The organism is Bacillus sp. MUM 116 (assembly GCF_001866655.1).
In the GTDB taxonomy this organism is placed as follows: Bacteria; Bacillota; Bacilli; order Bacillales; family Cytobacillaceae; genus Neobacillus.
The window spans coordinates 20,077-45,535 of record NZ_MLYR01000001.1; the positions used below are offsets into that span (position 1 = coordinate 20,077).

Annotated in this window: 25 protein-coding genes, 1 pseudogene and 1 riboswitch; of the genes and pseudogenes, 6 read left to right on the top strand and 20 right to left on the bottom strand. The window is 41.0% G+C overall.

Going from position 1 to position 25,459, the window contains the following annotated elements:
- Positions 1 to 39 precede the first annotated feature (39 nt).
- Together BIV60_RS00115 and BIV60_RS00120 are read right to left on the bottom strand one after the other, a co-directional pair.
- Complete coding sequence (locus BIV60_RS00115) at positions 40 to 1,323, bottom strand: C40 family peptidase (protein WP_071353719.1); 1,284 nt, start codon at positions 1,321 to 1,323, stop codon at positions 40 to 42.
- 339 nt (positions 1,324 to 1,662) lie between these two features.
- Entirely contained in the window at positions 1,663 to 2,112 is a 450-nt protein-coding gene (locus tag BIV60_RS00120) for an NUDIX hydrolase (RefSeq protein WP_071353720.1), read from the bottom strand.
- Positions 2,113 to 2,236: 124 nt separating this feature from the next.
- On the opposite strand from BIV60_RS00120, the gene BIV60_RS00125 reads away from it, so the two are divergent.
- The gene (locus BIV60_RS00125) at positions 2,237 to 3,223 is read left to right on the top strand and encodes a DMT family transporter (RefSeq protein WP_071353721.1); all 987 of its coding nucleotides are present in this window, start codon (positions 2,237 to 2,239) and stop codon (positions 3,221 to 3,223) included.
- Positions 3,224 to 3,447: 224 nt separating this feature from the next.
- Here BIV60_RS00125 and BIV60_RS00130 read toward each other — a convergent pair whose 3' ends face one another.
- Positions 3,448 to 3,816, bottom strand: coding sequence for a TerB family tellurite resistance protein (locus BIV60_RS00130; protein WP_071353722.1), 369 nt, complete (start codon positions 3,814 to 3,816; stop codon positions 3,448 to 3,450).
- Positions 3,817 to 4,072: 256 nt separating this feature from the next.
- Here BIV60_RS00130 and BIV60_RS00135 point away from each other — a divergent pair, with 256 nt between their 5' ends.
- The 3 genes from BIV60_RS00135 to BIV60_RS00145 all read left to right on the top strand — a co-directional run bounded on the left by BIV60_RS00135 (position 4,073) and on the right by BIV60_RS00145 (position 7,050).
- Complete coding sequence (locus BIV60_RS00135; RefSeq protein ID WP_071353723.1) at positions 4,073 to 4,855, top strand: metal-dependent hydrolase; 783 nt, start codon at positions 4,073 to 4,075, stop codon at positions 4,853 to 4,855.
- A gap of 156 nt (positions 4,856 to 5,011) precedes the next feature.
- Complete coding sequence (locus BIV60_RS00140) at positions 5,012 to 6,286, top strand: L-cysteine desulfidase family protein (protein ID WP_071353724.1); 1,275 nt, start codon at positions 5,012 to 5,014, stop codon at positions 6,284 to 6,286.
- Positions 6,287 to 6,768: 482 nt separating this feature from the next.
- Positions 6,769 to 7,050, top strand: a complete 282-nt coding sequence (locus tag BIV60_RS00145) for a YggT family protein (RefSeq protein WP_071353725.1) — start codon at positions 6,769 to 6,771, stop codon at positions 7,048 to 7,050.
- A gap of 77 nt (positions 7,051 to 7,127) precedes the next feature.
- Here the strand turns inward: BIV60_RS00145 and BIV60_RS00150 are convergent, their stop codons facing one another.
- Complete coding sequence (locus BIV60_RS00150) at positions 7,128 to 7,943, bottom strand: MBL fold metallo-hydrolase (RefSeq protein WP_071353726.1); 816 nt, start codon at positions 7,941 to 7,943, stop codon at positions 7,128 to 7,130.
- A 15-nt stretch (positions 7,944 to 7,958) separates the two neighbouring features.
- Positions 7,959 to 8,924 (bottom strand): quinone oxidoreductase family protein, encoded by a 966-nt coding sequence (locus BIV60_RS00155; RefSeq protein WP_071353727.1) that lies wholly within the window; start codon positions 8,922 to 8,924, stop codon positions 7,959 to 7,961.
- A gap of 174 nt (positions 8,925 to 9,098) precedes the next feature.
- On the opposite strand from BIV60_RS00155, the gene BIV60_RS00160 reads away from it, so the two are divergent.
- Positions 9,099 to 9,293 (top strand): hypothetical protein, encoded by a 195-nt coding sequence (locus tag BIV60_RS00160; protein WP_071353728.1) that lies wholly within the window; start codon positions 9,099 to 9,101, stop codon positions 9,291 to 9,293.
- A 154-nt stretch (positions 9,294 to 9,447) separates the two neighbouring features.
- Here BIV60_RS00160 and BIV60_RS00165 read toward each other — a convergent pair whose 3' ends face one another.
- The 9 genes and pseudogenes from BIV60_RS00165 to BIV60_RS00200 form a co-directional block, all read right to left on the bottom strand.
- A complete protein-coding gene (locus tag BIV60_RS00165; RefSeq protein WP_071353729.1) occupies positions 9,448 to 10,728 on the bottom strand; it encodes an AAA family ATPase in 1,281 nt (426 codons plus the stop codon).
- A 161-nt stretch (positions 10,729 to 10,889) separates the two neighbouring features.
- Positions 10,890 to 12,440 carry a flavin monoamine oxidase family protein gene (locus BIV60_RS00170; RefSeq protein ID WP_071353730.1) on the bottom strand — a complete coding sequence of 517 codons (1,551 nt, stop codon included), beginning with the start codon at positions 12,438 to 12,440 and terminating at the stop codon, positions 10,890 to 10,892.
- Positions 12,441 to 12,650: 210 nt separating this feature from the next.
- Positions 12,651 to 13,109 carry a peptide-methionine (R)-S-oxide reductase MsrB gene (msrB, locus tag BIV60_RS30775; RefSeq protein ID WP_371261494.1) on the bottom strand — a complete coding sequence of 153 codons (459 nt, stop codon included), beginning with the start codon at positions 13,107 to 13,109 and terminating at the stop codon, positions 12,651 to 12,653.
- Positions 13,086 to 13,604 (bottom strand): annotated as a pseudogene (gene msrA, locus BIV60_RS30780) (peptide-methionine (S)-S-oxide reductase MsrA); the annotation flags it as partial. The pseudogene msrA and the gene msrB, both read right to left, overlap by 24 nt.
- A gap of 125 nt (positions 13,605 to 13,729) precedes the next feature.
- On the bottom strand, positions 13,730 to 14,977 hold the full coding sequence (locus BIV60_RS00180) for a sensor histidine kinase (protein ID WP_071353732.1): 1,248 nt from the start codon (positions 14,975 to 14,977) through the stop codon (positions 13,730 to 13,732).
- Positions 14,978 to 14,986: 9 nt separating this feature from the next.
- Positions 14,987 to 15,658 carry a response regulator transcription factor gene (locus tag BIV60_RS00185; RefSeq protein WP_071353733.1) on the bottom strand — a complete coding sequence of 224 codons (672 nt, stop codon included), beginning with the start codon at positions 15,656 to 15,658 and terminating at the stop codon, positions 14,987 to 14,989.
- A 52-nt stretch (positions 15,659 to 15,710) separates the two neighbouring features.
- The gene (locus tag BIV60_RS00190) at positions 15,711 to 16,553 is read right to left on the bottom strand and encodes an RnfABCDGE type electron transport complex subunit D (RefSeq protein ID WP_083402028.1); all 843 of its coding nucleotides are present in this window, start codon (positions 16,551 to 16,553) and stop codon (positions 15,711 to 15,713) included.
- Positions 16,554 to 17,435, bottom strand: coding sequence for an FAD:protein FMN transferase (locus BIV60_RS00195; protein WP_071353734.1), 882 nt, complete (start codon positions 17,433 to 17,435; stop codon positions 16,554 to 16,556).
- Positions 17,436 to 17,438: 3 nt separating this feature from the next.
- Positions 17,439 to 17,906 (bottom strand): FMN-binding protein, encoded by a 468-nt coding sequence (locus BIV60_RS00200; protein WP_256218250.1) that lies wholly within the window; start codon positions 17,904 to 17,906, stop codon positions 17,439 to 17,441.
- Positions 17,907 to 18,133: 227 nt separating this feature from the next.
- A riboswitch (Lysine riboswitch) is annotated at positions 18,134 to 18,314 on the top strand.
- A 128-nt stretch (positions 18,315 to 18,442) separates the two neighbouring features.
- Between BIV60_RS00200 and dapA the strand changes: the two genes are divergently transcribed.
- Positions 18,443 to 19,315, top strand: a complete 873-nt coding sequence (dapA, locus tag BIV60_RS00205) for a 4-hydroxy-tetrahydrodipicolinate synthase (RefSeq protein WP_071353736.1) — start codon at positions 18,443 to 18,445, stop codon at positions 19,313 to 19,315.
- A 425-nt stretch (positions 19,316 to 19,740) separates the two neighbouring features.
- On the opposite strand, the gene BIV60_RS00210 is transcribed toward dapA, so the two are convergent.
- The 6 genes from BIV60_RS00210 to BIV60_RS00235 all read right to left on the bottom strand — a co-directional run bounded on the left by BIV60_RS00210 (position 19,741) and on the right by BIV60_RS00235 (position 25,223).
- Complete coding sequence (locus BIV60_RS00210; RefSeq protein WP_071353737.1) at positions 19,741 to 20,466, bottom strand: sirohydrochlorin chelatase; 726 nt, start codon at positions 20,464 to 20,466, stop codon at positions 19,741 to 19,743.
- A 19-nt stretch (positions 20,467 to 20,485) separates the two neighbouring features.
- Positions 20,486 to 21,265 (bottom strand): uroporphyrinogen-III C-methyltransferase, encoded by a 780-nt coding sequence (gene cobA / locus BIV60_RS00215; RefSeq protein WP_071353738.1) that lies wholly within the window; start codon positions 21,263 to 21,265, stop codon positions 20,486 to 20,488.
- Between the two features lie 156 nt (positions 21,266 to 21,421).
- Positions 21,422 to 22,021, bottom strand: a complete 600-nt coding sequence (gene cysC / locus BIV60_RS00220) for an adenylyl-sulfate kinase (RefSeq protein ID WP_071353739.1) — start codon at positions 22,019 to 22,021, stop codon at positions 21,422 to 21,424.
- A 13-nt stretch (positions 22,022 to 22,034) separates the two neighbouring features.
- The gene (sat, locus tag BIV60_RS00225) at positions 22,035 to 23,189 is read right to left on the bottom strand and encodes a sulfate adenylyltransferase (RefSeq protein ID WP_071353740.1); all 1,155 of its coding nucleotides are present in this window, start codon (positions 23,187 to 23,189) and stop codon (positions 22,035 to 22,037) included.
- Between the two features lie 210 nt (positions 23,190 to 23,399).
- Positions 23,400 to 24,470 (bottom strand): sulfate permease, encoded by a 1,071-nt coding sequence (locus BIV60_RS00230; RefSeq protein ID WP_071353741.1) that lies wholly within the window; start codon positions 24,468 to 24,470, stop codon positions 23,400 to 23,402.
- A 36-nt stretch (positions 24,471 to 24,506) separates the two neighbouring features.
- The gene (locus tag BIV60_RS00235; RefSeq protein ID WP_071353742.1) at positions 24,507 to 25,223 is read right to left on the bottom strand and encodes a phosphoadenylyl-sulfate reductase; all 717 of its coding nucleotides are present in this window, start codon (positions 25,221 to 25,223) and stop codon (positions 24,507 to 24,509) included.
- Positions 25,224 to 25,459 lie beyond the last annotated feature (236 nt).

The following is a 25,459-nucleotide window of genomic DNA, read 5'->3' on the forward strand; positions in this document are numbered from 1 at the left end:
AGGTACTATAAATCAGCATTATTGAGATTTGGCTATTTTTTAATAGGGAGATCTTGCACCCAAGTATCTCGTTTTCCAATACGATACTGTCATGTCGGAGATGACAACACCTTGGTCTGCTGCACTAATGAATTTATTGTTGCCTAAGTAGATACCAACATGTGATGGTCCTGCTTTGTAGGTTTCAAAAAAGACTAGGTCCCCTACGCTTGGCGAACTAACTGGTGTTGTTGCACTCCATTGTGTACCGGTTGTTCTAGGCAATGAAATTCCTACATTATTAAATACGTATTTCGTGAAACCACTGCAATCAAAACCACTAGGAGTATTTCCTCCCCAGCTGTATGGTGTGCCAATGTATTTTTGGGCCTCTGCAATTACTTCTTGGACCTTTGATGCAGAATTAACAGCAGGTTTTTGGGTAACCTCTGCTTGTGGTTTCTCTACTGGTTTTTGAGCTACATTTGTTTGTGGTTTTTCAACTGGTTTTTGGACCGCATTTGTTTCGGACTTTTGGACAGTTGAAGTCGATGGTGCTGCCGGTTTTTCAGCTTCTTTTGAATAAGTTTTCGCCTCGGATTTTTGCTTCACGGTTGAACTGGACTTAACTGCTGGTTTTTCTGCCACTTTTGTCTCTGAAGATACGGCACGTTTTTCAGCAGTTGCTGATTCGGATTTTGCCACTACACTTTTAATGATCTCTAATCTGTTCACTGCCGCTTTCGCTTTGGTTTGGGCAGTTTTCCTAGTTGGAATTGCAGAAACTTTGTACGAAGCAGTTGTTGATTTGGCACCACTCACATGTAAGGTCTGTCCTACATGAATGCAGTCTGATGCTAAGTGGTTGTTATTTTTAAGCTGTGAAACGGATACATTAAAACGAGCCCCAATCTCAGATAACGTGTCCCCTTTTTGGACCACATATTTTTGGTTAACAAAAGTTGTCCGAGCAGAAACTTGAGTACTAGTTTTTGAATTTGGTAATTTTAATTGCTGGCCAATTCGAATCAAATCGGATGATAGGCCATTTAAGCTTTTAATTTCACTAACAGTTGTTCCATTAGCTCTGGCTAGCTTCCATAGACTATCACCAGGTTTTACAGTATATGATAGTGATAATTTTTGATTTACATATATTTTATCGCTTGAAAGATCGTTCCATTCTTTTATGCGATTGATCGAAACATTTTGTAAATGAGAGATTTTCCAAAGACTATCGCCAGGATGAACCTTGTATGTATTTTCTTGTGCACTGGCAGTGGCTCCAAATGCAGTAAGTACAAGCCCGGCCGTTGCAGCTGCTGTTACTAGATTTTTTTTCAACTATAGCACTCCTTCTTTTCATTATTAATACATAGATATATTAATGAAAAGTAAGTAAATGCACATCCACACAAAGTGGTAATATAGTAAATTTATAGGATATATGGTTGTGTAAACGCTTTCTATTACAAACTATAGAAATAGCGGTAAATATTATCACATCGGGGTTTTACCGCTATTTTCCCCATCTGTAACTTGACCGCCGTAACATATTTGTAAACAATATTTAATCTGTTAGAATATTTTTTCATAAATACTATTAGCCTAGTAAGAAAGAACTGATGTTGATGTGAGATAGATATTTTGGCCTGTTTTTAGATGATTCGGATGCCTAGCCCGTTATCCAACTGGATTTAGCTTTTCAATCAACTTCATCACTAACGGGCTTGTCCCATCTGGTAATTCTTGTATCGGAAAGAATCCAGCATCAAGCGATTCCGTTCCATCCACTTTGATGTTGCTGCTTTTAATATCATTTGAAGTATATACAATCGTGACCGGATAGAATTCATCCCCATTTTCGAGTTTTCTGAAATACTGCTTTCCAGAAAAAACATCCATCAGCTCAAGCCGGCCAACTTCGACTCCTGTTTCTTCAAATACTTCCCTTCTTCCCGCATCTTCCACAGACTCTCCCAATTCTAAAAGGCCGCCCGGAAGCGCCCAGATTCCCTCCGGGCGTTTTTGTAATAGAATTTCTCCTTGTTCATTGATAACGCCCACTACAGCACCAACTAAAATTACAGGGCGGGTGCCGATGACTTTTCGTAAATCTTCGATATAGCCCATCATAAACCTCCAAAAATAATTTGGTTCTATCATATCATTATTTGTTATAACTTGTGGCAGGACGTTTTAGTCTCCTGTATAATGGCTAACTAGAGTAGTAGACGGAATTTTGGAGAGAATTAAGATGAACCAGCAAAAGGGCTATACACGTTTTTTTACAAATAAATATTGGGTTATTGTGATTGCTGTTTTCTGTTCAGTTTTATGGGGGAGCGCTTTTCCAGTTTTAAAGGTCAGTTATGATGAGCTTGGAATGGCTGAGGACGATTTGTCCGCAAAAATTGTTTTTGCGGGGATCCGTTTCATGATGTCATCCTTATTGCTGCTAGCTTTCATGTTCTTCGTTGATCGAAAGGCGCTCAAAGTGAATCCGCGGCAATGGCCTGCCATAATTAGTTTAGGTCTGTTTACAACGAGTTTAAGTTATTTCTTTTTCTATAACGGATTGGCCCATACGTCAGGTATGAAGGCATCCATTTTAAACTCGAGCGGTGTATTTTTCGTTGTTTTTCTTGCGCATTTTGTTTATAAAGATGACCGCCTGGATTGGCGTAAGGTTCTTGGATTGATTACAGGGTTTGGGGGGATTGTGCTTTCCAACTGGGGACAGGATGCCTCTCTTAACTTTTCTTTTTTCGGAGAAGGGTTTATGCTGCTTTCCGGATTAGCCAGTACGTTCGGCACATTTTTATCCAAGCGCCTGTCTGCAAATCTTCATCCGTTTGCCTTAACCGGGTGGCAAATGTTCATTGGTTCTGCGATTATGCTCATGGTCGGAACTCCAAATCTGAAGCCCCATGCCATGACATTTACACCGAATGCCTGGCTGTTATTGGGGTATGCAGTATTTTTATCTGCGGCAGCTTTCGCGTTGTGGACCGCTTTGCTGAAGTATAACAAGGCAGGAGAGGTTTCTCTTTATAAGTTTGTCGTACCTGTTTCCGGTACTATTTTATCTGCTGTATTTCTCCCAGATGAACATATAACGCTTCATACAATTGTGGCGCTTATTCTTGTGGCCATAGGTTTAACGGCTGTGAATCAGAAGGGGAAAAAAGGTTTGTTTGGTTTTAAAAAATGGCGGCAAACTGAGGAGCAAGTATATAAGTAAGAAAAGCGTAAGCGCCTTGATCAGCCACGACAAGTGCTTTAAGTCCTGGCGGTGAAGTCGTTCTTTGACTTCATCGACAGGACCTAAGCAACCTAGGAAAAAAGCAGTTCATTTTTTCCTAGAGGGGCAGGACGCTTGCGCTGGACAATTCTCAAAGACGAAATTTTATAATTTCTTATCTAGTAAAATGGAGCTTGGGGCATATGCCAAGCTCCTTTTCGTTGTTAAACGGATAATTCTTTTATTTTATCAATCCAATCTTTGAAACTTGAAAATTCATTGGAATCGAATCCGAAGTGTTCCTTAATTTTTTTGATGGATTCACTCTCTTGATTATGAAACACACCGTCTGCATAGATTAGTTGAAACAGTTCAGTTAAGACGATATTTTTAGCCCGTTCCGATTTGAATTTCTTGAGAATTTCCTCCAAGGTGAGATCTTTTAATTGATATTCCTTAAGGTCCATTTCCTTTTGATATTTATTTAAAATAGAATCTTCAAATACCGATCGATTCCCGTCAATTGCGGCTATTAAGTTAGCTAATTCGAGAAAAGCTTCCCTTTCCTCCAGGGCAAGTTCTGCTAGGAACAATCCAGACATCTCCTTATATTCTTTGTTTAATTATACGATGGAAAAACGTAGTTGGTTTCAATTTTTTAGGGAAAAGGCCATTGGAACTTTTTCAAAGTAATGTGTTTCCAGTTTAATTTGGGTATAAAGGACGTTTGCAGCGTGCCTTACATTTGTCCGTTATCCGCCTTAATAGCCATGGAACGCCCAGGTTCTAAATTTCCTATCCAAAAAATACAATAGTTTTGGTCTTTATTATCGTATAGGAGGTCACACAATGAAAATCCAGCGCCTTGGCCATGCCATGTATGTCTTAAAGAGTAAGGAAGGGAAAAACTATTTGATTGATCCCTTCTTTGATTTAAATCCCGGTTTTCCCCTGCATTTAGATACCTCTGAGTTCTATCAATCTCTTGACTGCGTTTTCCTTACCCACGGTCATTTTGATCATACGAGCGGTCTGACTAAGATCGTTGAATATAAACCTGAAATTATGGTTGTTGCACAATATGATTTAGCTTTGATTCTTCTCCAGAAAGGGATTAAAAACGTACTGCCAATCAATTTAGGAGGTTCCGTTTCCTTCGAGGAAGTTACGGTAACAATGGTTCAAGCTAAACACACTTCTTCTTATAGCGAAACAGAGGGCATACCTGTGTACGCTGGAGAGGCAGCCGGATATATTTTTGATTTCAAAGATGACTATACTGTTTACCACTCGGGGGATACTGCGTTAATGTCTGATATGAAACTCATTCAAGACGTCTATCAACCTGAGATCGCCATATTATCCTCATCCGGGCATTTCACGATGGGACCGAGAGAAGCAGCCTATGCGGTGAAACATTTATTAGATGTTCACTATTGTATACCAAGCCATACCTTCCCAACCAAAGAAACTGCAGCTGCTCCCGATTCCTTAATCCAATTGCTAAATGCGTTTCCAGTGGTTGAATTTATGATTGACAAAGATAAAGAGTTAGAAAAGCTTTTAAAGGATTACCAAAAAACAGCCGTCATCTCCCTTGGCTATGGAGAAGAAAAGACATTTGAAAAATAAAAAAGAGTAATTCTGTAAAAATCGGGTGGTGACTAGGCACCACCCGATTTTTGTCGAATACATCCCATCCCCCAAAAAATACCTAATAGGTTTTAATCCCTTGTATGATAGAATTTAGAAAAAAGGTCGATAAGGAAAGCAGAGGGGGTCACGGGGATGGGAAAAGAAAAAATTTTGTCGATTTTAAAGAGAGAATTAGTGGTTGCTCTTGGCTGTACAGAGCCAGTTGCGATTGCTTTGGCTGCGGCAACAGCAAGAAGCCATACGAGCGGACAAATTGAAAAGATTCATGTGAATGCGAGCGGAAATATTATTAAGAATGCGAAATCGGTCGGAATTCCAGGTATGTCGGGTAAAGGTCTTGATTTTGCCGCGGCACTTGGTGCAGCAGCAGGAGATCCTGATAAGAAACTGGAAGTTCTCGATGGACTTACGGCAGAAGATGAGCGCTCTGCATTAAAACTGATTGAAGCCGGGAGAGTGACTACCGGTCAGGCGGTTACACCAAAAAGACTTTATATCGAGGTAACGTTACAAACAAACCAGCAGACTGCAAAAGTCGTTATTTCCGATAACCACAGTAATATCACCCTTATCGAGGTGGATGGAAAAGCGGTATTCCTTGGCGGGTGTGAAAATATCGGTATTCAAACGGTTGAAGAGGAATTAGAAGAACTCACCATTGATGAAATCTATGATTGGCTTCTAACTGCAGACCTTCATGACTTAGGTCTTGTAAAAAAGAGTATTGAATTAAATAGGCAAATTGGGATTGAAGGACTTACAGGAGAGTACGGACTGAATGTTGGAAGAACCATTAAGGAAAATGTGAAAAAAGGATATCTCTCTGATGATTTGGCTACTGCCGCGATGTCACTAGCCGCTGCTGGTTCTGATGCCAGGATGGCAGGCTCCATTCTTCCTGTGATGGCCAATACGGGAAGTGGCAATCAAGGGATTGCCGTCACCCTTCCAGTAGTTGCTGTTGCAGAAAAATTGAAGGTATCAGAGGAAAAAATGATTCGCGCCGTTGCCCTTAGCCATCTTATTACGATTCATATTAAATCAAAGTTTGGCCGTCTGTCCGCCTTATGCGGTGTCACCGCCGCCGGAATGGGAGCAAGTGCCGCGATTGTCTACCTGCTTGATGGCGGTCTTCCACAGATTAAAGCAGCGGTTCAAAACACGATTGGAAATGTCTCGGGAATGATCTGTGACGGGGCAAAAGCAGGCTGTGCGATGAAAGTCTCAACCTGTTCCAATGTTGCCGTTCAATCCGCCCTGCTCGCTTTAAACAACCGAGCAATCCAATCAACTGACGGCTTCATTCACGATGACGTAGAAAAAAGTATTGAAAGCTTCTGCAAACTCGGAAACGAAGGAACCCGGCAAACGGATCAACTCATCTTACAATTAATGCTTGAAAAATAAATCAATACGAAAAAGCCGGCTTCCAGGTCATAAAAACACCTTTTCTCGCCCATTTTAGGTTAGGACTAGGTGTTTTTATTTTTATACAGGCTCAAAAGTTCATACTTCTTAATATTGTGAATATATATAAATATGGTTTAAAACATTCTCACCGGAAAGGGGCATCTGAACTATGGATATTTGCATTTCGTGTGGAATGGAATTATCAATTTTGGAAAGGACTCGTGCTGAGTGCTGGGATTGCAGGGATACGACAACGGAGGCTTATACCGAAGAGGAGTAATGTTTGTCGTTATAGATGAGAAATACTAGAGAAAGCTGTCCTTATCTTGGGCGGCTTTTTCATATTGAACGGATAAATGTATTTTTATGATTATTAAGGTGAAAATATTGAAACCAAATTGGGCTTTTTTCGTATAACATATTGGCATCATACAAGGAATAGAATGTTTAAAAATTTTTCATAGATTGGAGAATTAAAATTGGGCTCTACTATTTTTCTTATTGGGCAATATGTTTTTGAAGCATACCATTGGCTGATCTTAATATCCATATTTGGTTCCTGGTTTCCTGCATTTCACTCATCAAAAATTGGTATGTGGATTCACAAACTGGTCGAACCATATTTAAGCTTTTTTAGAAGGTTTATCCCTCCGCTAGGTCCAATCGATTTTTCACCAATTATTGCATTATTTGCTTTTCGATATTTAAGTGGATTTGCTTTGGAAGGCCTTCGACATTCTTTGAATTTCATGGGTGTATAAGAATGCAAAAATCGGGTGGTGCCAGGCACCGCCCGATTTTTGACGAAATTATTTTATTGGCAATTTGCCCGTAGTTTTTATTTATATTCCCTTTGTATAATCATAATATTTTCCTCATGGCAGTTTTTTGTGAAATTCGAAGGAAAGGCCATTTCTTTCTCCAATGTATCCATTGCCTCTAAGTCCTCATTTTTCACAGCCTTAATTAATCTCTCAAGATAATCTTCTGCCAGGTGAATTCTTCGCTTGATTTCCTCTTGACTTGCCGTTGCTTGTCCGTGGCCGGGAACCAGAACAGAAACCTGATGCCACGCGATGATTCGCTCCGCCTTTCGAAGTGTTTCTTCATATGCTTTTACGCTGTCATAGATAAATGGCAGCTCAAAATCGGATAAATAATCACCGGCAATCCAAATGCCCAATGGCTCGATGACCGTGAATAACCCGTCATGAGTATGCCCCGGCGAGAGATAGAATGTAATCGTGGTATCCCCAATCACTAGCTGCTGCCCGTCTTCTTTGATGACAATGTCGACTTCCGGAAAAACAATCGGATATGGAGCTTGAATGTAATTTTCATTGTAAAATTGCTGAATCAATTCTACTTTTTGCTCTTTGTTAGGGTGCTCCTGCAGTCCTTTGCTTCCAATTACCTTTGCACCTGGGAAAGCCTTGTACCCCATTACATGGTCGAAATCACCATGTGTAAACAACAGGTACAGTTCCTTTTCTCCTTTAATTTGTGCTACATGACGCTTGATCTCCTCTATTTCATGCGGAAGCCAGTTTGGGTCTACTAAAAGAACAAAATCTTTTGCATCCACTACTGTACAGGTTGTTTGAAATAATGCACTTTGAAACACAGTTATGCATTCATTTTGAAATTGGATCATGCCTTCTCCTTCTTCCTAAGGGATTAATAATATTTTCCCCGTGCTCTTGCGGCTTTCTAAGTACTTATGTGCTTCTTGTCCATCCCTTAATGCAAACAGAGCCGGATCAGTTACCTTAACTTTCCCCTCTTCCATCCACCGGAATAGCTCGCCTGAACGTGTTATCCGTTCTTCACGGGATGTAAGTACATTCCATAAATCCCCGCCGGTTAACGTTTTGGACGTATCCATGAGCATTCTCGGATCAACTGGAGCAGGGTCTCCCCCTGCCATGCCGTAAAAAACGACCGTACCCCCTATACGAGTTGCTGTAAAGCTGTCTTGAAGCGTAGAGCCTACCGATTCATAGACCACATTCACACCTTTACCATTTGTTTCTTCAAGTACATGCCTCTTCCAATCATCCTTGTACAAGAAAACCTTTGTAGCACCAGCTTCTTTCGCTGCCGCTGCTTTTTCGTCTGATGAAGTAAGTCCAATTACCTTGCCGCCGAGCAGTTTTACAATTTGGACAAGGAGCTGTCCAACACCGCCAGCCGCTGCATGAACAAGAACAACATCATTCTTTTTTACCGCATAGCTGTCATGCGTTAGATAATGCGCAGTCAAGCCTTGCAGTAATACGGATGCAGCCTCAGTAAATGAGATTGTTTCCGGCAATATAATCGCCTTTTCAATTGGAACAGCTGCGAGCTCTGCATTCGCATATGGGACATCAGCAAACGCAATACGGTCACCTATCCTGATACCTCGGACATTGGCTCCCATTTCTTCGACAATTCCAGCCCCTTCATAGCCTAAAATATAGGGAGGCTCGCCTGCGAGATGATAATTTCCTTTTCTTCTATAGATATCCGCATAGTTTAATCCAATCGCTTGCATTCGAACCAAAATTTCATCTGGACCGATAACGGGAGCAGCAACTTCCCCATACTCGAGGACTTCAGGTCCTCCAAATTTTCTAAACATAAGTGCTTTCAAGTGAAAAACCTCATTCTAAATAAATTTTATGATACCACTTAATTTAATAAAATTGATTCGACAAAAGCAACCAAATAAAGTGGTCATGATTCCAATTCCTTCACTTCACGCATAAGACCAGCTTCCAATAAATATGATAACAATAATCGATCCTAAATAAAGGAGTGATAACAAATGGCTGTCTTTAATAAAATCGCGTTATTTTTTGTTGTTTTATATTCTGTCATCATCATTTTAAACACGTATTTAGGAGAAACTGAACGGATTCAATCGAATGTCATTTACTTCCTTATGAACGGATTTGCTTATATTGTAACAGCACTGGAAGTTGAAAAAGAAAAACAGATTTTAGAGGATGTTGAAGTTTAAATTATATCATCCATAGTAAAAGACACCTTCAAGAAGAAAGGTGTCCTTTACTATTACATTCGACTGTCCCAAAAACACTGTCCACCTGAGACATACAAAATAATAATTTTGTCCACGTGCAGTGCCTGTCACTTTTAAAATGACACTTTTTGTTTTAGAATCCTGTGAATCCGATTGATGGGGCTGTTGGTTCTTCCCATGATTTTTTTTGTTGTTTTTGTTGTGCGTTTTTTAGGTCTGCACATATCCGCGTTACATCCACAGTTTGGTCGTAATGCCATTCAAGCGCAATTGATGTATACAATTCATTCAGTTGAGCATAAGAAAACTCTTTTGTTGCTTCTACAACTTGTTGAATCTCTACCTCATCAAGAATTTGATCAATTTTTTTATTGATTAGATACTTATACCGGAGCTCCTTATTCGGCACCTTTATCTCGTATGCCCTGTCAAACCGACCTGAACGATTCATTAAGGCTGGGTCAATTTTTTCAGGATAATTCGTTGTACCGATCAAGAAAATCCCTTCCCTTGAGGTGGCACCATCCAAAACATTTAAAAAGACAGACCGGACATTGGATGGCATGGAGTCAATATCTTCAATCACCAATACCATTGGTGTCAGTTTTAACACAGATGTAAATACTTCTTTAATGGTATAACTTGAAGTGAATTCGGTAATCTGCCAATAGGCAACCGGCGCATGAATACTACTGGCAATTGATTTTACAAGCGTTGTCTTCCCGTTTCCGGGTTTACCATATAAGAGAATCCCTCTTTTATATGGAATATCATATGTTTTAAAAAAGGATCCGCTTTCCGAGAAAAATTGATCAATGGAGCGATAAATCTCCTTTTTTAACGATTCCTCTAAAAAAACATCCTCTCTGCTAACCATGCTAGTGATGCTTTCAATTTCTGTTTCTACCCCATCATCCGTATCCGTAAAAACAGTAACATAGTTTTTAATGTATTCTCTTTTTCTTTTAAGAACATATTGAAGAAAGGATACAAGACTGGCATCATTTTGGGCAAAAATAAAATCACGGTCTCTTTCCCCATCACTTTGAAAAATAACTACCCTCGACAACGCGACACCGTAAGCAGGATAGTAATATAGGCCATTGGTAATACGCGGTTTGATGATCAGTTCCATTGCCTTATCCGTATGGATGGATGAAATCGTTTTGGTTTCCCCTTCTTTATAAATGTAACTGATTAATTGTACCTCTTGAGATTTTTCTTTTAAGTCTTCCTCAAGGATATCCCAAATCTCGTTCGATGTATCTTCATCGGAATACAGTTGAAAATCAATGTCCAATTCATCAAAAAGTTTCTTTTGGATGGAAGAGATCATCTTGCCATAGTCATAATAATACGGCAGGTTTTTTCGTTCTATTTCATCTATTTCAAAAAGAAAGTTTTTATTTTTCATATAGTTCCCCTTTTCAAGTCTTTCAACTTATATTCTATCAGCTTTCCTTCGTTTCCTTTTAATTTTATTGCATCCCATCAATTGGTAAGTACCCCCATTTGATTCATATTAAATAAAAAATAATAAAGAGCGGTCCGAATTCTTTTGGACCGCTCTTTATATTAGTCTTTTAAATCATTGATTACTTCTTTCGCAGCCCTTTCCCCCGTTTCAACGGCGCCATTTAAAAAACCCTGGTGTTGAATGGAGGTATGTTCTCCGGCAAAGTAAATATTGCCTTCCCGTTCCCCTTCAATCCCGGCAAATTTCGTATACTGGCCAACCTTCCAAAACGAATAGGATCCTTTGGACCATTGATTACTCAGCCAATGGTCAAGAGTGGATAAACTATTCCAATTCATCACACTTCCGGGTAAAACAAGTTCAAGCTGGTCCAAGAATTTTTTTGTAAGCTCCCTAATTCGATCATCCGTTGATCCAACATGCTTAGCTGCGTTCTCCCCTCCTGTATAGTTTACAAGAATCCCGGCATCACCAAGCTGCGCACGCGTTGACTCGAATGTCTGCTGATAGCCCATATTGGCCAATGTTTCGCCGTTATTTCCAAGCTCACACCAGTACCGTTTGGCAAATTGGGCATGCAGCTTCGTGTTAACTCCCATCCCCAGTTCTTGAATCGCTATTTTTTTCAAGGGTTGAAATCTTGCATTCTTAAAATCTATATTCCTCAATATGTTAAAAGGAATACAAAGAATCACCTTATCCGCAAGAACCTCCCATTCATTTTCCTTATTTTTAAAAACAAGCCTTACCATCTCATTTTGTTCAATTTTTATCAGTTCGGAATTAAATCTAATTTGTCCATTTAGATTTTTAGCTAATAGCATGGGGAGCTGATCATTCCCGCCTCTGATATGATACCGTTCATCCGATTCTCCATACATGAAATACGAATGAGCAAATCCCAATAGATAAAGTAGATTTAATGCGCTTTGTAAATGAGCATCCGCCCCATATTCAATCGTATAAGCAATAGTCAATAATTGACCGAACCTTGAGCCGGTTCCACCGGGTACGGTTTCGTTAATATAATCGACAATGGACATATGATCAAGCTCGTACCCTCGCGTGGTATAATGATTATATCGAGTTGTCTCTCCTGCTTCTTTAAGGTCCTTTTGAAGTTTTGGATAAATTTCCATGAAATCATTTGCTGCTTCTTTATAGGTATATGGTTGTCCATCAAAAAAGTAAACGGGTTCCGTCCCTTTTGTTTCGGCTTCATATAAATCATCGATCTCTAATCCCAGTTCTTTCGCAAGCTCTTGAATCTCCTGGTGATTTGTATCAATTAGCTCTCCGCCTTGCTCTACGATTTGACCATCTTTGAAATAGCCTCTCCTTGTCCGGCAGCGGCCGCCAACTCGGTCCGTTGCCTCATAAATCATAGTTGATATCCCTGCCTGCTTTAGGCGGTAGGCACAAGTAAGCCCAGCCAACCCTGCTCCAATAATCACGATCCTTGGAGTACCATGATTTCCCTTACATTCATTCGAAGGCTGATCTTTTTCGCTATTTGAATGAATTTGAACACTTTTTGGGATCGTTGTTTCCTGCACAATAGCTTGTCCGTCATGAATCCGTTTTTCCATTTCAGCGTGAACCATCATATAGGCCTTCTTCATAAGTTTTGCCAGCGGTGTACGTGCCAAAGAAAACCCAACTCCTTTTAAACTTTACTACGATAATATCTTTTTACAAAATATGTAAGGGTGGTGGATTTGCTGTAGGCAAGCAGGTGGAAAAATTAAAATTTGGTTAAAAGTGGGTAATTTATTTCCTTTGACTTAACGAAAAAAGAGTGGAAATCCTCCATTTGGGGGATTTCCACTCTTTTTTGCTGGTTATAAAACGTTTAAGGTTTACTCAAATAACTTTACAAATTGCCCGTATCCCTCTTCCTCCAGGTTGTTTTTAGGAACAAACCTTAGGGCAGCAGAATTAATGCAATATCGTGCCCGATCTGGTCCCGGTCCATCATCAAAAACATGACCAAGATGAGAATCAGAAGTTTTACTACGAACCTCAATTCTTCTTAAACCGTGAGAGGTATCAAACTTTTCCTCCAGTTCATTCCTGCGTAATGGCTTCGTAAAGCTCGGCCAGCCGCAGCCTGCATCATATTTGTCAGTGGAGCTAAACAACGGTTCACCAGAAATAATATCTACATAAATTCCTTCTTCATCATGATTCCAAAATTCATTTTGGAACGGCGGCTCGGTTGCATTATTCCTTGTTACATCATATTGAAGCGGCGTTAGTTCCTTCCGCAGCTCCTCATCACTTTTACGGACCTTCCAGTTTTCACGGATGAAACGCACCCTCCCGGAGCCTTCCCGATAAAGATTATAGTGAAATGGGAAATTTTTATAATAATATTGATGCTTTTCCTCCGCCCTGTAAAAAGGCCCTGCCGGAAGGATTTCTGTTACAATCGGATTTTGAAAACGGCCGCTGGCAGCAAGCTCAGCTTTTGAAGCTTCTGCAAGTTCCCTTTGCTTTTCGTTATGATAAAAAATAGCCGTCCGATAGGAGGATCCCCGATCATTGAATTGCCCTTTTGCATCAGTCGGGTCGATTTGCTGCCAAAACAGCTCGAGCAGTTTTTCATAAGAAAAGACTGCAGGATCAAACGTAATTTGAACCGCCTCATAATGCCCTGTTGTATTCGAACAGACTTCTTGGTAGGTGGGATTCTCTGTATGTCCTCCCGTGTACCCCGAAACCACTTCCTTAATCCCCGGCTGCTCATCAAACGGCGAAACCATACACCAAAAACACCCGCCCGCAAACGTAGCCAACTCAAATTGATTCATCAATTCCATCACTCCTTTATCCACTTCATTTATGTGACCTTATTTTATACCAAGTTTACTATTACATCTAAAATTGCGACAAAAAACAGGATTGCAGTACAATCCTTATTACTTTAGCAATAATATTAATATTTATTTTTTAGTGGAAAGCTCACAAATACACTAGTCCCTTCGCCCTCTTTGCTTACAACACGAATTTTTCCAGTATGTGATCGAACAATCCAATCAGCTATCGAAAGTCCTAACCCAGATCCCTCTAAATGACGGGTCCTCGATTTATCACCACGATAGTAACGGTCAAAGATATAAGGAAGATCCCCTTTTGGTATCCCGATTCCAGTATCTGCTACCTCAACAGTAGCACGTGAATTTTTCACACCCGCCTTAATAGTAATCAAGCCGTTCTCCCCTGTATACTTAAGGGCATTGTCTAATAAAATAACAAACAGCTGTTTCAGCCTCTCTTTGTCCCCTATCATTTTGATTGGAGATATTTCATCCCTTATCTGTATATTCTTTCGACTAGCCAATGCTTTAAAATCTTTGATCACATGCTGAAGAATTTCATTCAACTGGACTGACTCTTGGATTAACTGAATCTGGTCGGTGTCGGAACGGGCTAATGTCAATAAATCAGAGGTCATTTTTGACATGTAGTGAATCTCTTGAATCGCCTGGTGAATGGTCTCGCTTTCCTGTTCAATTGTATAATCCGGATGACGAAATAAGTGTTCAAGATTTAATTTCATAACGGAAAGGGGTGTGCGCAGTTCATGAGAAGCATCTGCCACAAATCGCTGCTGTTTTTCCCAGGACCTTTTGATGGGAATTAAAGCCTTATTAGCTAAATAGAGCCCAGCTAGGACGGCAATGAACACACTTAATAATGACCCAAAGCCAATGACCACCAATAAATGATCCAGCATTTCATTTTCACGTCTTAGATTATAGACAATTTGAATACGCCGGACAGGGTAAAATTCCTTATCCTCCGGTTCAGACATCGTGATGACGCGATAGGATTCTGCTCCAATCGCAACCGTTTGAAGGCCTTTCTTTTTCAATAATGGTGAAAAATGAGCTGCATCCTTTGCAGAGAGCGTACTCTGCGGTATCACCTGGTAAAGTTTATTTCCTTTCTTCCATAATAGATAAACTAACCGATGGTTCTCCTCACGCTCCGGACTTAGTTCCTTGCCGAGTTTTTCCCTTTCATGCTGCAAGTGGTTTCGCTTTTCTAAAATAGTTTGGTCCACCTGATGATATAAACTATAATGGGTATAAAAATAAATAATGGCCCCGAATGCATTTTGAAGGATAAAAAACACAAGTGCATTCAGGATAACGAGCCTGCGTCTAGTTTTTTTAAACATTGCTCTGCCCTACTCCTTTAACATATACCCTACACCCCTTACGGTCCGAATTAACCGGTCCACCTCAAAAGGAGACAATTTTTTCCGTAAATAGTGGATATAAAGATCAACAATCGCCTCTGTCGTTTCACTATCTATTCCCCATACTCGTTGATAAATTTGATCGCGGGTTAAGATTTGCTCTTTATTTTGTATAAGGTAAAAAAGCAGTTCATATTCTTTAATCGTTAACTTTAGATCTGTTTCATTTATAAAACCCTCATGTTGGTTGGTGTCTAAGAGGATGGGGCCGTAGGTCATCTTTCCTTCAATTCCTATTTTCCCAGACCGGCGAAGCAAAGAGCGCACTCTTGCTAAAAATTCTTCGGTTGCGAAGGGTTTGACAATGTAATCATCTGCGCCATAGTCTAGGCCTTTTACTTTATCGGCAATTTGATCCTTGGCAGTGAGAAATAATGTGGGGGTTTTATGGCCTTCATTCCGCAACTTCCGCATTACCTCATATCCATCCATCATCGGCAGCATAATATCCAGTGTGATTAAATCATACTCACCAGTGGAAGCCATGAAATAGCCTTCTTCCCCGTTCTCAGCCTGGTCCACCTCGTAATTTTCTTCCTCTAATATTCTAGAAATAATCCTTCTTAAAGGTACATCATCTTCTACTACTAATACACGCATATATATCTGCCCACTCCCTAGCTTTTATCATGTATAGTTTGTCCAGATTATTTCAATATTTTAATCGCGAATCAAAGATTCTAGCTGGCTTTGTTTTTGTACCTTGATTCATAGACGTTCCCTTTGAAGAAAAGCGTTTATTCCAATAATTATAAAGATTCCCAGCAAATAAGCCGATAAACAAATACGTTAGTCCTCCGAAAAGGCCATATACAATAACGCCCGCTACGGCTGCCAGCACACCGAAAATCACTTGCTGCTTATATTTCGCCGGGGAGGTTGGCGGATCTGTAAGCATGAAAAAGGCAAAAAATAGGGCTGCATTAATAAATGGTGGACGAAGGGCATCCGCGGCATCTCCTTTATTCATTAATCCTAGTAAAAGCAGTAACAGAAAAAATGTTCCTAAAAAAGAAAATACCTGCGGGAATTTATTGACCCGTTCTGTTACCAAATACCCACCAATCAAGAGAAATACAATAGTCCAGACGGGAAGGTCCCCGAAAGCTCCCCACCAGCTTTGGCCGGTTTGAAAAATAAAAATGGATAGCAGTAATCCGAATGCCGCTGGATTAACGACTGGTTTCTTCTTATAAACTAATAGATGCTTTGACAAGATGGCAAGAACAGCCGTTCCGGCCACAACCATCCAAGTCGTTGTAAAACTTAAGATAAGTGAAATGATTAGAGCTGTTATCACGGTACTGTCCTTGCTGCTTCTTCTATCCAAAACCCTGCATAAGATATACTCTACAATGAACGATGCTCCAATTGCGACGATACTGTTTTCAATGCCCTGTATACTTTTAGACCCAATGGATGCGATAATAAGATAAAAGACCATGGCAGTCGTGACATAGCCCTTTGGTGTTTTGAGCCACTTTTTCCCTGACACTTAAATCCCTCCAACTTTATTAATCTCTAATTCTGATGTGATCAGCAGCCCTTTTAGAGCAAGCTGTTCGATTAACTGTTTCCCTTTTTTTACTCCAAGTAAGAATACAGCAGTTGAAAAAGCATCTGCCATCATCGCAAACGGTGCGATGACACTGCAGCTAATCCATTCATTCGGGGAGCATTTTGTTATCGGATTTACCAAATGATGCAAATCTGATTTGGATGGATTCCTTCGTTCATAGCTGCCAGATGTACAGATTGCTTCGTTTGATATTTCAATGGTTTCAATAATGGAATCTTTTTGATACGGATGCTGGATTCCGATTTTCCAGGCTTCTCCGTTCTCACCCACACCGGATGCAAACAAATCGCCCCCGGCATTAATGACGAATCCTGTGAATTCCTTTAATTCATTGGCAGCCAGGTCAATGGCAAACCCTTTTGCAACAGCGCCCAGGTCAATGACCAATGGCTTTTTTAAAGTTACTGTATGATTGAACGCATCCAGTTCGATATCATGATAAGAAACGGAATCGGCCGATTTACTATTCATCATCTGTCCAGAAATATAGTGGCGATTAAAACCATTCAGTTCCATCACCTTTCCTAAAGTTGGATCAAATAGACCCTTTGTTAATTTTGCCATTTCAATCGCAATAAAAAGCGGCTCAAATAGAAAAGGACTTATCTTCACAGGTACGCCGACACTCTGACAAACCTGCATCAGCTCACTCGAAGGGGTGAAACGGCTGCAAGCTTGTTCTACATGCTGAAATGCCTTAAAGGCACGGTCTATTTTTGCTTCAGTCTCTCTCTTCGATTTCGTGGAAACGACTTGTATGTCAACAAAGGTATCCATGTACAATTTCGTCTTTTTCATATATTAACCTACTTGGTTATGGGCTTGAGAAAGTGCATCCGCCACAGCATCTTCAAAAGCCTGTGTACTATAAGTTGCCCCAGAAACATTCTGCACTTGTGCACTTTGTTTTTGCACTACTTCATCAGGCAGACCTACGATGTCGCTTTCTGAATAATGCATGGCAAAATGGCTGATATCCACGTTGGTAATTTTGTCATTCTTGATCGTGACTGCTACATTAATAAATCCACGGCGATTCATCCCTGTACCCGTAAACGTCCCATTTTTATAGAATCTGTTAATTGGCTTGCTCTTTTGTCCGCTGACCTTTTCTTTAGATTGATTTATTGAAATATGCTTAGCTTGAACATTGGCTGCAATATGGTGTAATGGCTGATCAACAGAAGACTGTGACTCTGTAGTAACAAACCCCGCAGCATACACTGCTGCAACAGCTGTTGAACAAAGGACGACCCACTTCTTATCCATTTTCTTCATCTTAAAAACCTCCCTACTAAATTCCTCTATTCTCGGACAGTATAGATAGCCAATCTTAGAATTTTCTTAGAATCTATTTATTATCGACAAAATTCAGGTGGTGACAGGCACCTCCCGAATTTTGTCGATACAGTTTCCTCCTAAAATAGCTTGATTGAGAAGGAAAATTCTGATATATTTATAGGTAATAAAATATTTTCTTACTTCAAACCTTTTGAAGTGAGGATAGAGGCGCAAAGACCATTAGTACACAGTTGGAGGATAATGAGGTCCTGGGATAATTGTGGAAAGGGGAATTTGCCGAAGCTTTTAAGAATCTCATTTGTCTTAGGGCTGGTTCTGCTATTGAATAAATACAGAACTGTCATATAGGGAACTATATGGAGGGCTATCTTACGCACGGGAACTTGATTTTGTTTATGTTTCTATTGCAGCAGCGAGGCCTTCGTTGCTGCTTTTTTGCGTTGACTTGGAATGTCCTTAGCCACCTCTAATTTATCAAAAAATAATTTAAAGGGTGAGGAAAAATGAATTTTGGCCAAGTTTTAACCGCTATGGTTACACCGTTTGATCAAAATGGTGATGTTGATTTTAATGCGACGAGAACGTTAGTAAATTATTTAATTGAGAATGGCACAGATGGATTGGTAGTCGTTGGTACAACAGGAGAATCTCCTACCTTATCAACAGAGGAAAAGGTAGAATTTTTTAAATTTGTTGTAGATGTTGTAGGTGGTAGAATTCCGGTCATTGCCGGAACAGGTTCGAATAATACCAGGGCTTCGATCAGTTTAACAAAACAGGCTGAAGCAGCTGGTGTAGATGGAATTATGCTTGTAGCTCCATATTACAACAAGCCGTCACAAGAAGGTATGTATCAGCACTTTAAGACAATCGCTGAGTCCACATCATTACCAGTTATGCTTTATAATATCCCTGGGCGCAGCGTGGTGAACATGTCCGTTGAGACAATTGTCCGCCTCTCCCAGATTCCAAATATTGTAGCGATTAAAGAAGCAAGCGGCAATTTAGATGCCATGGCAGAAGTCATCAACCAAACACCAAGCGATTTCACTTTATACAGCGGTGATGATGGTTTAACAATTCCGGTCTTGGCCATCGGTGGTGCAGGAATTGTTTCCGTTGCCTCCCATATCATTGGAAATGAAATGCAAGAAATGATCAATCTCTTCAAAAACGGCAATGTCCAAGAAGCGGCTGCAGCCCATCGCAAACTGCTTCCAATCATGAAAGCACTATTTGCTGCACCAAACCCATCACCGGTGAAAGCAGCTTTAAACCTTAAAGGAATCAACGTCGGCGGCGTCCGCCTTCCAATGATTCCACTAACCGAAGAAGAAACAAGCGCACTACAAAGTGTTCTGCAACAGCTTGTATAATCGTAAGAAAAGCGCAAGCGCCTTGATCAGCCTCAGGCATAGCGTAAGACGAGCCGACGAGAAGGTTGCTCTTTAACCTTCTTGGCGGATCGGCTTACGACCTCGAGGGGCGTGGCTGCTTGCGCTAGACAATTCTCGAAGTCAAAAACTTCTTTCTTATCTATTAAAAAGGCTCTTTTCGTAAACTTTGTTGCTTTTGGACCTTAATAAGGGTCATTTACTAAGTTTCTAGGCAATTTTCGCAAATGTTCTTACGAAAAGTTGCCACGAAGCATTTAGTTATACGGGTTGATGAACTTATACGAAAAACAAGAATCTATGCGAAAATAGCCATTAAAAAAGAGAGGCACCTCCCAAAATAGGGATGGTGCCTCTCTTTTTGTATTGCCTGAGCTTTTCGACAAAATTCGGGAAGTGCCGGTCACTTACCGAATTTCGTCGAATCCCTCGACAACAATATCTTCAATTACACGATGCCGGCTTAGTTGGCCGGTACAGATAATTTCTCGTTCATTTTGTTTCTTCCTGACCATTTGGTTTACTTCAGCAAGCAAGAGACCGGAGAACAGCAGATAGGGGATAACAATCACACGCCCAGCGCTATTCTCCATAGCCGCTTCAAATCCTTCTGGCAATCTTGGTTCAGCTGCCGCTAAGTAGCAAACGGACACATGATTGGTTTGAAGCCGCTCTTTTATTCCACTGGCAATCATGGTAAACGCAGTATGAATGCTTGGGTCACTACTGCCCCTGCCGACAATTAACACTGCGTCCTGTGGAGTGACCTTCCCTGTCGCCTCTCTAACAAGTTCAGCAATCGCATTAAGAATTTCATCCTGCACACCAAACGGATTCCTAACATTCACACGGACCTCTGGATACTGTTCGCTTAATGCAGATAACACATTCGGAATATCTTCCTTAATATGGCCGGCAGCCAAAAGGAAAATCGGCACAACCGTCATTTCCGTTGCCCCTCTTTCCACACACCTCCGAAAACCTTCCTCGATGGAAGGCTCCGTCAATTCCAGGAAACTGACTTCCTGAATCGAAGTATCGACCCGTTCTATTACTCTATTCAGGAAGGACTTTACCTCTTCAGCCCCTTTTTTGGATCTTGTCCCATGGCCAATATAAAGAATCGCTTTCATGCTGACTGCTCCTTTTTGATTACCCTTGAACCACCGGTAAATGAGGCATGATTTCCTCTTCGAACCAGTTCAGTTTATCATGTAAACGGACAACCTCGCCAATCACAATCATGCTGGGATTAGCAATTTTTGCTTCCTTAACACGAGCTTCAATGGTCTCAAGGGTTCCAACCACTGTTCTTTGGTCACTTAATGTTCCCCAATGAACAAGGGCAATTGGTGTATCCGCGGATTTCCCGTTCTCCATCAACTGTTTAACAATTGTAGGCAGATGGGATACTCCCATATAAACGCAAATCGTATCAACTGCTTTGGCTAAATGGGCCCACTGATGCTCAGCTTCTTTATCGCCTGCGGCTTGGTGTCCGGTAATAAAAGCAAAGCTTTTACTTAATGTACGATGAGTTACGGGGATCCCTGCATAAGCGGAAGCTGCGATTCCGGATGTAATTCCCGGAACCACTTCAAACGGTACATGATGTTTCACGCACTCCTCAGCTTCTTCTCCACCACGTCCAAAAACGAAAGGGTCTCCTCCCTTTAAGCGGACAACTGTATAGCCCTTTTTGGCATATTTCACCAAAAAGTGATTAATCGTTTCCTGTTTCATTGTGTGATAATGCGGGAGTTTTCCGCAGTAAACCAGCTGCGCATCTGCTTTTGCAAGTTGAAGGAGCTCTGGATTTACTAACCGGTCATACAAAATCACATCAGCCTGCTGCAGGCAGCGTAATCCTTTTACTGTAATTAGATCTGGATCACCAGGACCCGCACCAACTAAATAGACTTTGCCAACCATGAAATCCAACATCCTTTCCCTATCCCTATTGTGTAAAACTTGCTGTAATTGATGATTCGCTGATAAAACCTTAAAATTCGCCGATAAATGGCTCAGATTCGCTGATAAACTCTTAGAATCCGCTAGAAGGATGTAAATTTACACCCTAACTCACCATTAGAAAATATTTTTCTCCCGTAAATAAGCAATAACCTGCTGAACAGCTTCCTCAACCGACAACAAATCAGAACGTAAAGTGATTTCCGGCTTTTCCGGAGCCTCATATGGGGAATCAATCCCCGTAAAATCTTTAATCTCGCCGCGGCGTGCCTTTGCATATAGCTGCTTTGGATCGCGCTGTTCGCAAACCTCAATCGGGCAATCAACGAAAACCTCGATGAATTCTCCTTCTTCAAATAACTCGCGAACCTGATCGCGGTCGGAGCGGAATGGCGAAATAAATGCGGTTGTAATGACCTTGCCGCTGTCAACAAATAGCTTTGCTACTTCTCCAATCCGGCGGATATTTTCCGTCCGGTCATGCTCTGAAAAACCTAAATCCTTATTTAAACCGTGGCGGATATTGTCCCCATCCAACACATACTCATTAATCCGTAAACGGTACAACTCATTCGATACCGCATTTGCAATCGTTGATTTCCCCGAACCGGAAAGACCTGTGAACCATAATGTACAGCTTCCATGGCCGTTCTGGGAACGGCGGTCATTTTTTGTAATTGTTGTTTCATGCCATGTGATATTCGTTGACTGTGTCACACTCAAGTCCCCCTTACACTTCAACCGTATCTTTTTCTTTCATTCCTTCAATTAAAACCTCTACAACTTCCTTGCGGCTGAAAGTAGATGGCGGAAGGACACCACTTCTTAACATCTCTCTTACTTTTGTTCCGGAAAGGATTACACGGTCCTCTTTGCCATGCGGGCAAGTTTTGTCGGACGCCATACCATCGCATTTTGTGCAATAGAAGCTATGCTCGAAAAATAATGGCTTAATTCCAAGCTCTTCTTCTGTAAAATTACTGAAGATATGCTGGGCATCATATGTTCCGTAGTAGTTGCCAACACCGGCATGGTCGCGGCCGACAATGAAATGTGTGCAGCCATAGTTTTTACGTGCAAGCGCATGGAAAATCGCTTCCCTTGGTCCGGCATAGCGCATTGCTGCAGGGTGAACGCCCAATTGAACACGCTCTTTTGGATAATAGTTATCTAGTAAAACGCGGTAGCTTTTTAGACGGACATCTGCAGGGACGTCATCAGACTTCGTTTGTCCAACAAGCGGATTTAGGAATAAGCCGTCAACTGTTTCAAGGGCTGCTTTTTGAATATACTCATGTGCACGGTGAACAGGATTTCTTGTTTGGAATCCAACAACTGTTTTCCAACCTTTTTCTTCGAATAAAGCGCGAGTTTCTTTTGGTTCAAACCATACGTCGCCAAATACACCTTTTTCCGGCTTTTTCACAAGCACAATCTCACCGGCAACATAAACTGGACCTCTTTCAAAAAGACGTTTTACGCCAGGGTGGGCTAACTCTTCGGTCTTATAAACATTTAGGGCTTCTTTATTCAAATCAGGTTCATATGTTTCAGAAACCTTGATTACTCCGTACACTTCGTTGTTTGATACAAGTTTAACTTCCTCTCCCACTACAAGTGTTTCTGCTACTTGATAGGAAACTGGAAGTGTGACTGGAATGGACCAAATGGTACCGTCAGCTAAGCGCATACGCTCAACGACAGATTCATAATCTGCTTTTCCAAGAAAACCGGTCAATGGGCTGAATACCCCAACGCCGATTAATTCTAAATCACTTAGAGCGACAGCATCAATTTCGATTTCTTTTTCTACTTTTGAAAAATCATAAGTTGGATCAAATGCTTGGATTAGTTTTCCTCCATGAGGCTTTGGTAAAAATGACATCAATAATCAACCTTTCATTATTTTTTGGCTCTGATAAACTTGGCTGTTGATTTCCACTCCAGGCACTTCGCTTTCCGTGGGCGGTCCGGGGAGCCTCCTCGTCGCTTCGCTCCTGCGGGGTCTCCCTTGCCCCGTATGCCCCACAGGAGTCTTCGTGCCTTCCGCTCCAATCAACATTATTTCAAAAATCACCATTGACATTTAAACAGTCTATTTTTTTGATATATTCGCTTGAGAAATCGCGCCCGATGATGCTGATCGTTTCATCAAGAACATTACACCTAAAACGGAAATCACTACACCCGCTATGGCAACAATGGAGTAACCATTTTTTTCAATCAATAACTGAATAATCGTATAGGAAAGCACCATCGACAAAACCGGAGAAACAATCCATACGGTTAAAAGCTGGACAACAATATCCTTTTTTAAAACGGCTTTCCCATGCTTGGCAAAACCAATTCCGATAATTGAAGATGTCGTGATTTGCGTTAACGGTACTGGTATCCCAAACATTGAAGCAATGGTGACAATGGTTGCACCCGTTCCAGAAATGACACAGCCTTCCTCAATTTTAAGGTTTGTAATCTTTTTCCCGTTTGTTTCAAGCACGCGATGTCCAAATAGGATCGCGCCTAACGCAACAGCTAACCCGCCCCAAAGAACGGCATCGCCTGTGGACATCAATTTTGCAGCAACGAGCGGCCCCACTGCATTCGCCACATTGTTCATTCCAGCTGAAAAAGCTTCAAACAATCCCATGAAGACAACAAGAACTGCTAGAACCGGTCCGGCTTTTGGTTTTTCAATGACCCGTTTGATAAATTTTATTTTTAAAAGGGTTGCCGCTAAAATGGCAATCACAAAAGCAGCAAACGGTGTCAGCAGCCAAAACATCGCAATCCATAGGAACTTACCGACAAATACGGATTGGTAAACCACCCCGGCTCCAACCACTGCCCCTACTGCAACCTCACTGGTCGAAAGCGGAATGCCAAAAATATTGGCTAAAAACAAAGATAACGCTGCTGATGCTAAAACAATTAAAGCAATCGCAACAGTAAACGTTTTGCTTGGAACAATTCCGCCGCCGATTGTTTTTACTACTTCTCCGCCGCCAAGCCAGGCTCCAAGAAAGACGACAATGGCACAAAGAATTAATGCGACCCGCTTTTTCACAACACCTGCCCCGTATGAAATTCCCATTGAGGCAGCCGCACCACTAGCTCCAATATTTACTGCAAAAAACAACCCGATGGTAATGGCAATGATTGTAAGCATCGAGATGACCTCCTTTCTCCCGCATTAATGTTCAAGTTACTTTGTGTGCAAACCACATTCGGTTTTCCCGCTGCCTACCCATCTTCCTGCACGGGAATCGCCATCGGCATCAACTGGCTGTGTACAAGGAAAACAGCCAATGCTTGGGTAATTGTGATCATGCAATTGATTGTAAGGAAGTTCTTTTTCGCGAATGTAGGCCCAAACCTCATCCCATGTCCAATGAATCAATGGGCAGATTTTAATATTTTCAAATTTTTCATCCTTGTTAAGGAACTGGGTATCCTTGCGTGTTGGCGACTGCTCTCTGCGAAGTCCGGAAATCCAAGCTTCTTTTGCTGTTAAAGTCTCTCTTAACGGGATGACTTTTCTGATTTGGCAACAAAGATTGGGGTCTTTTTTCCACAAAGCTGAACCGTACTGCTCTCTTTGTTCATCTAAATTCAAAGCAGGCTGTTTCCTTTCAATTTTTAAAGAAGGAAAACGGGCTTCGATTTTATCGATTACATCATATGTTTCCGGGAAGTGCAGGCCCGTATCTAAAAAAACAATATGGGCATCTGGTTTTACCTGTTGAATCAGGTCAATTAATACTATCGCTTCTGCTCCGAAACTCGAGGCATAGACGATTTTGTCATCGGAATAATTTTGGTAAGCCCATTCTAAGACAGCACGGGCCCCTTTTGTTTCATCATCTGTTTGAAAACTGTCAGAGATTTGATTCCAGTTTTCATAGGTCACAGCTTTCGTCATCTTGGAAAAACTCCTTCCTTTAAAAAACATTTTTTGCTTTAGCTCCGCCTTTTTCCTTTTTAAAGGCTCTTTTCGTAAACTTTGTTGCTTCTGGACCTTAATAAGGGTCAAATACTTAAGTTTCTAGGCAATTTTCGCAAATGTTCTTACGAAAAGATGCCACGAAGGGTTTTGTTATACGGGTTGATGAACTTATACGAAAAACAACAATCTATGCGAAAATAGTCTTTAATAAA

Coding starts and splice junctions, on each gene's coding strand:
- BIV60_RS00185 (WP_071353733.1), bottom strand. CDS start 15,658: ATGCGTGTATTAGTAGTAGAAGATGATGTACCTTTAAGAAGGATTATT.
- cobA (WP_071353738.1), bottom strand. CDS start 21,265: ATGGTTGGCAAAGTCTATTTAGTTGGTGCGGGTCCTGGTGATCCAGAT.
- BIV60_RS00180 (WP_071353732.1), bottom strand. CDS start 14,977: ATGTTTAAAAAAACTAGACGCAGGCTCGTTATCCTGAATGCACTTGTG.
- BIV60_RS00125 (WP_071353721.1), top strand. CDS start 2,237: ATGAACCAGCAAAAGGGCTATACACGTTTTTTTACAAATAAATATTGG.
- sat (WP_071353740.1), bottom strand. CDS start 23,189: ATGTCATTTTTACCAAAGCCTCATGGAGGAAAACTAATCCAAGCATTT.
- BIV60_RS00195 (WP_071353734.1), bottom strand. CDS start 17,435: ATGAAAAAGACGAAATTGTACATGGATACCTTTGTTGACATACAAGTC.
- dapA (WP_071353736.1), top strand. CDS start 18,443: ATGAATTTTGGCCAAGTTTTAACCGCTATGGTTACACCGTTTGATCAA.
- BIV60_RS00165 (WP_071353729.1), bottom strand. CDS start 10,728: ATGAAAAATAAAAACTTTCTTTTTGAAATAGATGAAATAGAACGAAAA.
- BIV60_RS00120 (WP_071353720.1), bottom strand. CDS start 2,112: ATGGGCTATATCGAAGATTTACGAAAAGTCATCGGCACCCGCCCTGTA.
- BIV60_RS00140 (WP_071353724.1), top strand. CDS start 5,012: ATGGGAAAAGAAAAAATTTTGTCGATTTTAAAGAGAGAATTAGTGGTT.
- BIV60_RS00200 (WP_256218250.1), bottom strand. CDS start 17,906: ATGGATAAGAAGTGGGTCGTCCTTTGTTCAACAGCTGTTGCAGCAGTG.
- BIV60_RS00150 (WP_071353726.1), bottom strand. CDS start 7,943: ATGATCCAATTTCAAAATGAATGCATAACTGTGTTTCAAAGTGCATTA.
- BIV60_RS00210 (WP_071353737.1), bottom strand. CDS start 20,466: ATGAAAGCGATTCTTTATATTGGCCATGGGACAAGATCCAAAAAAGGG.
- BIV60_RS00230 (WP_071353741.1), bottom strand. CDS start 24,470: ATGCTTACAATCATTGCCATTACCATCGGGTTGTTTTTTGCAGTAAAT.
- BIV60_RS00160 (WP_071353728.1), top strand. CDS start 9,099: ATGGCTGTCTTTAATAAAATCGCGTTATTTTTTGTTGTTTTATATTCT.
- BIV60_RS00235 (WP_071353742.1), bottom strand. CDS start 25,223: ATGACGAAAGCTGTGACCTATGAAAACTGGAATCAAATCTCTGACAGT.
- BIV60_RS00135 (WP_071353723.1), top strand. CDS start 4,073: ATGAAAATCCAGCGCCTTGGCCATGCCATGTATGTCTTAAAGAGTAAG.